The sequence below is a fragment of the Micropruina sp. genome, assembly GCF_047606665.1.
Lineage (GTDB): Bacteria > Actinomycetota > Actinomycetes > Propionibacteriales > Propionibacteriaceae > Micropruina.
This window is the reverse complement of record NZ_JASGEF010000062.1, coordinates 59,117-65,874: the sequence shown is the minus strand read 5'-3', so window position 1 is coordinate 65,874 and position 6,758 is coordinate 59,117. Positions and strand designations below refer to the sequence as shown.

The following is a 6,758-nucleotide window of genomic DNA, read 5'->3' as shown; positions in this document are numbered from 1 at the left end:
TGGCTGTGAGGGTCTGGCCGACCTTGGTGGTTCCGGTGATCGTCGGTGCGGGTGCGCTGAGCTTGCCGGTCGTCACCTTCTTGGTGGCCTTCGAGGTCTTCGAGACGGTCGTGTAGCCGGGTTTGGTACCGGTCACGGTGACGGTGATCGTCTTGCCCAACGCGGACGCCGGGATGGTCAGGGTTGCGGAGGTCGCTCCCGGAATGACGGAGCCGCCGGCGCTCCATTGGTATGTAAGGGCCACGGGTGCCGGACCCCAGCTGCCGGGTGCGGCGGTGAGAGTCGAGCCCACTCTGGGTGAGCCGCCGACGGTCGGCGTGGCCGCGGTGAGTGTTTCAGGCAGAGCGACGACAATGTCACTGCAGCCGAGCTGAGTGTTGGCTCCCTTGCCGACATTGATCGCTGTGATACACACACGGTGTGAGCCCGGAGAGAGCGGCGCGGCGATCAAGTAGCCAAAACCCACGCCTCGGTGAAATGCCGCATCAACGTCAGAGCGACTGACGCTCGCCCGTGCCTTAGCCAGGTTGTTGCCATCAGCCTGGACCTGAACTTCGACCGGGTCGGTCGAATTAGGATCCATGGCCCACCCCTCGATGGTCACTTGGCCGGCGGATGGAAGAACTCGATCAACTTTCCCGAAGGGAGAACAGTTCATGTGATCGCAATTATCGAGCGCCGTGTCGTCCACATCGAGGTACGGTTGAGGTCCGCCGTAGGGACTCCATGAGGGAATATAGTAGGGGTGCCCGTCGTACACGCGGAAGACGCGACCCGTCTTGTACCCACGGAGGAATATGTCTGACGGAGTGGCTCGAAGGTTCACCCACGGATCGCTTCCTCCGGAATTTTCGATCGCCGTGTCATCAACAGATACCACCGGTTGTGAACCGCCTATGTTGTCCCAGTTTGAAACGTATATCGGCGCGCCTCCGGCCACTCGATAAACACGCCCAGTGATGCCGCCGGCGATGAAGGTTCCGTTCAAAGGGTACTTGAGGAGATGGCTCCACATATCGGCACCGCCAGCATTGGCGATCGCACTGTCGTCTACGGATATGGTTGGCTGTGCCCCGCCGACATGGTCCCAGTTGGATACATACAGTGGAGCGCCTCCCGCCACGCGATAGACTCGGCCGCTGCGTGCCCCGACGATAAACGTACCATCCGCCGGATGCCGACGAAGTGAGTCGAACTCGGCGTCGTTCAGCGCCCGTGTTGGCTGACCGCCACCGAAGATGTCCCACGTTCCTACATAGATTGGCGCACCGCCTGCTATTCGATAGACGTGTCCGCGGTAGCTGACGAAATCTCCATTCGAAATGGAGTGCGGCATGTCCTTCACATGGATGTATTTGAAGCTGCTCGCTGAAACGGTACGAGCTCGATATAGGCCGTTCGTGCCGTAGTTGTATTCCTCGATGTTCACAGTGCCGTCGCCGTTGACCGAGCGTACCCAGGCGACATGTCCGTAAGTGCCTGCGTCGGTCTGGGCGATCGCACCGGGGGCTGGTGTGTTGTCCACGGTGTAGCCGAGACGGCGGGCGTTATCATCCCAGGTGTTTGCGTTGCCCCATCGGCCACCGCGCATTGTGTTGTAGAAGTCGACGCCGTTGGTGTCGCGCATGCGCCAAGTGACGAAGTCGGTGCAGTTGCGGTAGGCGAACCCCCAGTCTGAGTACCACCGTCCGTTGATGCACCAGGTTCCTGTTCCGCAGGGGGTGGCGTTCTTGTAGGGGTAGTCGTCTCCGGCCGCGTGAGCCAGCGAAGAACTCCCGACCAGACTCATCATCACGATGAGTAGTGAAGAGATGAGGGCGACGGCACGTCGGAGGTGGCTCTCCGAGTTGGTTGGGCGATGCGTCGTAGCCGGTGCTCTCACGGCCTGCAATCGCCCGCCCAGAGGCATAGGTCCAGTCGGCTTTGTGTCGGTCATGATCCCCCGATCCCGTCCCGTTGGCGTGGCGTCCTCGCCACGCTGACCCAACGTAATGGGTTCGGCGCATGGATGTCAGCGGTGCGAGGGCACCGCTGAACTGATGTTTACCTGAGATCTTCCCGCCGGACGAGATCGCCTGTCTTACGACACATCGCCTGCGTAGCAACGCAGGCGATGTGTCGTAGTGCAGGCGATGTGCTCTTGGGGCCTGGTTCCGTCAGCCGACGGTGATGTTCTTGAACTCCGGCTCTGCGGACGACACCACCGGGGCCACCAGTCTGACCGGGCCGGCCTTGGTGAAGGTCAGCGTCACCTCGGCGAGCAGGCCGGGCTTGAGGTCGGGCGAACTCACCGCCACCCGCACCGGCGAGTCGGTCAGCACGACCAGGGTGTTGCTGCTCAGCGTCAGCGGCAGGCCGGCCGGGGTGACGGTCAGCGGGGTGCCGGCCGCGCCGTCGGACTTCTCCGGGGTGCCGGCGACCGCGGTCAGCGTGTCGTCGCCGTAGGTGATCATCGACGCGCTCAGCACGCCCTTGCCGGCGTCGTCGGCGACGATCATCAGATTGCGCACCATCACCGACCCCGTGCTGGTGTTCACGCCCTCGGCGGGCGTGTACGGCTGCAGGGTCTGGACGTCCATGCCGCAGCCGGTCAGTGCCAGCGCGATCGGTACGCACAGGCTGACGCCGATTCGCCGGAGAGTGCTGGCCATCTGAACTCCTTGTGGTCGCCGGTTTTGGGGGTCAGCCTAACGAATTGCGCCCCGGTTTGGGGATGCCCGACCGGTGTCGTTCCAGAACCGACCCTTCGGAACCACCGGACGCCGATAGCCAAGCGAAGCAAAGTTGATGCTTGTTGTATCAGGTGGTAACTGATTGACAAAGCCATGCAAAGCGATACGATGCCACGTGAATCAACGTCGAACGGAGGCCTGTGACCAACATGTACGCAGAAGAACGTCAGCGCACGATTGTGAGCTTGGCGCTGCGCTACGACCGGGTCGCGGTGACCGAACTGGCTCAACGCTTCGATGTGACCACCGAGACCATCCGGCGCGACCTCGACGTGCTCGACCGCCGGGGCGTCCTGCGCCGGGTGCACGGCGGCGCTGTCCCGGCCGAGAACGTCCGGCTTGTCGAGACCGCGGTCGCCGACCGCGAGCCGGCCTTCTCGGTGCAGAAGGGACGCATCGCACAGGCTGCTCTGCGCTTCCTGCCCGCCGGCGGCGGCTCGACCGTGCTGATCGACTCCGGCACCACCACCGCCCGGTTCGCCGCAGCGATGGGCGGCAACCCCCAGCACACCGTGGTGACCAACTCGGTGCCGATCGCCTCCCAGCTCGCGCTGCTGCAAGGCGGCCCGGTGCAGCTGTTGGGCGGACGTGTCCGGGGCCTCACCCAGGCCACCGTCGGCGGTGACACGGTGGAGGCGCTGGGCCGGCTGTACTGCGATGTCGCGTTCCTCGGAACCAACGGCCTGAGCGTCGGCCACGGCCTCTCCACGCCCGACAGCGACGAGGCGGCGGTGAAGCGGGCGATGGTCCGTGCGGCGCGTCGGCGCATCGTGCTGGCCGACTCGTCCAAGATCGGCGCGACGCTGTTGGTGAGTTTTGCCGCCCTCAAAGATGTCGAAGTGCTGGTAACCGACTCCGGATTGCAGGAAGCTGATCGGCAACAGCTAGTCAATGCAGGATTGGAGGTCGTCGTCGCATGATCATCACCCTTACCGCGAACCCGAGCCTCGACCGGACTGCCAGCTTGGACGCGCCGTTGGCGCGCGGGCAGGTCCAGCGAGTGAGCGGGGTCACCGTGGAGCCGGGCGGAAAAGGGGTCAACGTGGCCCGCGCCATTCACTACGCGGGCCAGAGCGTCCGGGCGGTGCTGCCGGCACCGGACGACGACCCGATCCTGGCGGCGCTGCGCCAGCTCGGCGTCGACTACCGCACCGTCGCGGTGGACGAGGGGGTGCGGATGAACCTCACCCTGACCGAGCCCGACGGCACCACCACCAAGATCAACGAGCCCGGCACGCGGCTCACCGACGAACTGGTCGAGGCGCTGGCGTCCCTGGTCGTCAGCGAGGCCGAGGGCGCGGAATGGGTGGTGCTGTCGGGGTCGCTGCCGCCCGGCGTCCCCGCCGACTTCTACGCCACCCTGGTCCGCCGGCTACGTCCGCTCGGTGTCAAGGTCGCCGTCGACACCTCCGACGACCCGCTGCTGGCGCTGGTCGACAACTTCCCGGACGCCGCTCCCGACCTGCTCAAGCCCAACTCTGACGAGCTCGCACAGCTCACCGGGGCGGACGCCGGGCAGCTCGAGGCTGCGGCCAAGGCCGGTGACCCGAGCGCGGCGGTGACCGCTGCCCGCAGCCTGGTCGAACGCGGCGTCGCCGCTGTGATGGGCACCTTGGGCGCCTCGGGCGCGGTCCTGGTGACCGCCGAGGGTGCCTGGCACGCCAGCCCGCCCCCCATCGTCCCGCGCAGCACCGTCGGTGCGGGCGACTCATCGGTGGCCGGCTACGTGCTGGCCGACTGCGGGGGAGAAGCCGCCCCCGACCGACTCCGAACCGCTGTGGCGTACGGCTCCGCCGCAGCATCCATGGCCGGAAGCGCGCTGCCTAGGCCGGAGCACCTCAACACCGCCGACGTGGTCGTCACCGACCTCGGCTGAATCCACCGAATTCTCGAAAGGACACATCAATGTCGCAGGACCTGATCACTGCTGATCTGGTTGTGCTTGATGTCGATCTTGGGCCGACCAAGAACGACGTGATCCACAATCTGGCCGAACTGGTCGCCAAGGCCGGACGGGCCGACGCCGCCGGCCTCGAAGCCGACGCCCTGGCCCGCGAGGCGAAGGCGGCCACCGGCCTGGGTGGTGGGATCGCGATCCCGCACTGCCGTTCCGCAGCCGTCACCACCAACTCTCTCGCCTTCGCCAGGCTCTCGCCGCCGGTCGACTTCGGGGCCTTCGACGGCCCGGCCGACATCGCCTTCATGATCGCCGCCGCCGAGGGCTCCGACGACGCCCATCTTGAACTGCTGGCGCTGCTGGCCCGCAACCTGGTGCGTTCGGAGTTCACCGACGGCCTGCGCAACGCCGCCACCGCGGACGACGTGGTCGCGCTGGTGAACGCCGCCATCCATCCCGAGGAGGAGGCCGCTCCGGCTGCCCCCGCTGCGGCGCCCGCGGGGGCGTCCGGGGCCGCCGAGAAGGTGGTTCTGGTGGCGGTCACCGCCTGCCCGACCGGCATCGCACACACCTTCATGTCGGCCGACGCCCTCGAGCAGGCGGCCAAGGCCGCCGGGGTCGAGCTACACGTCGAGCCGCAGGGATCGGGCAAGGTCGTACCGCTCGATCCGGCGGTGATCGCCAGCGCGCAGGCGGCGATCTTCGCCACCGACGTCGGCGTCAAGGAGCGCGGCCGCTTCGCCGGCCTGCCGGTGATCGAGTCCGGCGTGAAGCGGGCCATCAACGAGCCGGCCAAGATGATCGAGGAGGCCATCGCGGCGTCCAAGGACCCCAACGCCCGCAAGGTGAGCGGCGAGGCGTCGTCCGCGGCGTCCAGCGAGGGCGGCAGCCAGCTGAGCGTCGGCAAGCGGATCCAGCAGGCGCTGATGACCGGCGTCTCCTACATGGTGCCGTTCGTCGCGGCCGGCGGCCTGCTGATCGCGCTGGGCTTCCTGTTCGGCGGCTTCGACGTCGCATCGAAGATCGGCGACCCGGGCGCCCGGACCTGTGAGCAGCTCGGCGCCTGGGTGGGTGATACCTGCGAGGCCGGCACGTCGATCGCCACGCTGGCCATCAACGCGGGCTGGGGAGCCGGCTTCGCGATGTACCTCGGTGCGCTGCTGTTCACCATCGGCGGGGCGGCGTTCGGCTTCCTGCTGCCCGCGCTGTCGGGCTACACCGCCTACGCGCTGGCCGGTCGCCCGGGCATCGTGCCCGGCTTCGTCGGCGGCGTCATCGCCGGTTCGGTCGGCGCCGGCTTCCTGGGCGCACTGGTCACCGGCCTGCTGGCCGGCGCCGTCGCCTCGTGGATCGCCGGAATGAAGGCACCGCGCTGGCTGGCCGGCCTGATGCCGGTGGTCATCATCCCGCTGTCGGTGACCACGATCGTCGGCCTGGCTATGTACCTGGTCCTCGGCAAGCCGCTGGCGGCGCTCACCCAGGCCCTGCAGGACGGGCTGGGCGGAATGACCGGCGGCTCGGCGATCGTGCTCGGAGTCATCCTCGGCCTGATGATGTGCTTCGACCTCGGCGGTCCGGTGAACAAGGCGGCCTACCTGTTCGCCACCGCCGGCCTGTCGGCGCAGTCGCAGGCGTCGTTCCAGGTGATGGCCGCCGTAATGGCGGCCGGCATGGTTCCGCCGCTGGCCCTGGCGCTGGCCACCACGCTGCGCAAGTCGCTGTTCACTGAGGTCGAGCAAGAGAACGGTCGTGCGGCCTGGCTGCTCGGGGCGTCCTTCATCTCCGAGGGTGCGATTCCGTTCGCCGCTGCCGACCCGCTGCGGGTGATCCCGTCGATGATGGTCGGTGGCGCGGTGACCGGCGCGATGACGATGGCTTTCGGGGTCGGTTCCCGTGCCCCGCACGGCGGCATCTTCGTGTTCTTCGCGATCAACCCGATCCTGTGGTTCATCGTGTCGATCGCCGTCGGCGCCGTGATCTCCGGCTTCGCGGTGATCGCCATGAAGCAGTTCTGGCCGGCCAAGGCTCCCGCCGCGGTCGCCTGATCCTCACCGCTGTCGAGCCCGTCGAAGCCCCGCTTCGGCGGGCTCGCTGCCGTCCTGGCCCTGCGCCGTTTGGTGTTGTCAGAG

General features: G+C 67.1%; 5 protein-coding genes. 3 read left to right on the top strand and 2 right to left on the bottom strand.

Translation table 11 applies throughout. The features are described 5' to 3' along the window. Nucleotides 1–1,792: CHAP domain-containing protein (locus QM619_RS14670; RefSeq protein WP_415110236.1), on the bottom strand; the 1,792-nt coding region annotated here is incomplete at its 3' end. A gap of 364 nt (nucleotides 1,793–2,156) precedes the next feature. Next, nucleotides 2,157–2,651 (bottom strand): hypothetical protein, encoded by a 495-nt coding sequence (locus QM619_RS14665; protein WP_415110233.1) that lies wholly within the window; start codon nucleotides 2,649–2,651, stop codon nucleotides 2,157–2,159. A gap of 230 nt (nucleotides 2,652–2,881) precedes the next feature. Between QM619_RS14665 and QM619_RS14660 the strand changes: the two genes are divergently transcribed. Genes QM619_RS14660 through QM619_RS14650 form a run of 3 tightly spaced genes read left to right on the top strand, consistent with a single transcriptional unit; the run spans nucleotide 2,882 to nucleotide 6,674 of the window. Next, nucleotides 2,882–3,652, top strand: coding sequence for a DeoR/GlpR family DNA-binding transcription regulator (locus QM619_RS14660; protein ID WP_415110239.1), 771 nt, complete (start codon nucleotides 2,882–2,884; stop codon nucleotides 3,650–3,652). Beyond that, nucleotides 3,649–4,608, top strand: coding sequence for a 1-phosphofructokinase family hexose kinase (locus QM619_RS14655; protein ID WP_415110230.1), 960 nt, complete (start codon nucleotides 3,649–3,651; stop codon nucleotides 4,606–4,608). Before QM619_RS14660 ends, QM619_RS14655 begins: the two co-directional genes overlap by 4 nt. A 29-nt stretch (nucleotides 4,609–4,637) precedes the next feature. Beyond that, nucleotides 4,638–6,674 carry a fructose-specific PTS transporter subunit EIIC gene (locus tag QM619_RS14650; RefSeq protein ID WP_415110227.1) on the top strand — a complete coding sequence of 679 codons (2,037 nt, stop codon included), beginning with the start codon at nucleotides 4,638–4,640 and terminating at the stop codon, nucleotides 6,672–6,674. The last annotated feature ends 84 nt before the right edge of the window (nucleotides 6,675–6,758 follow it).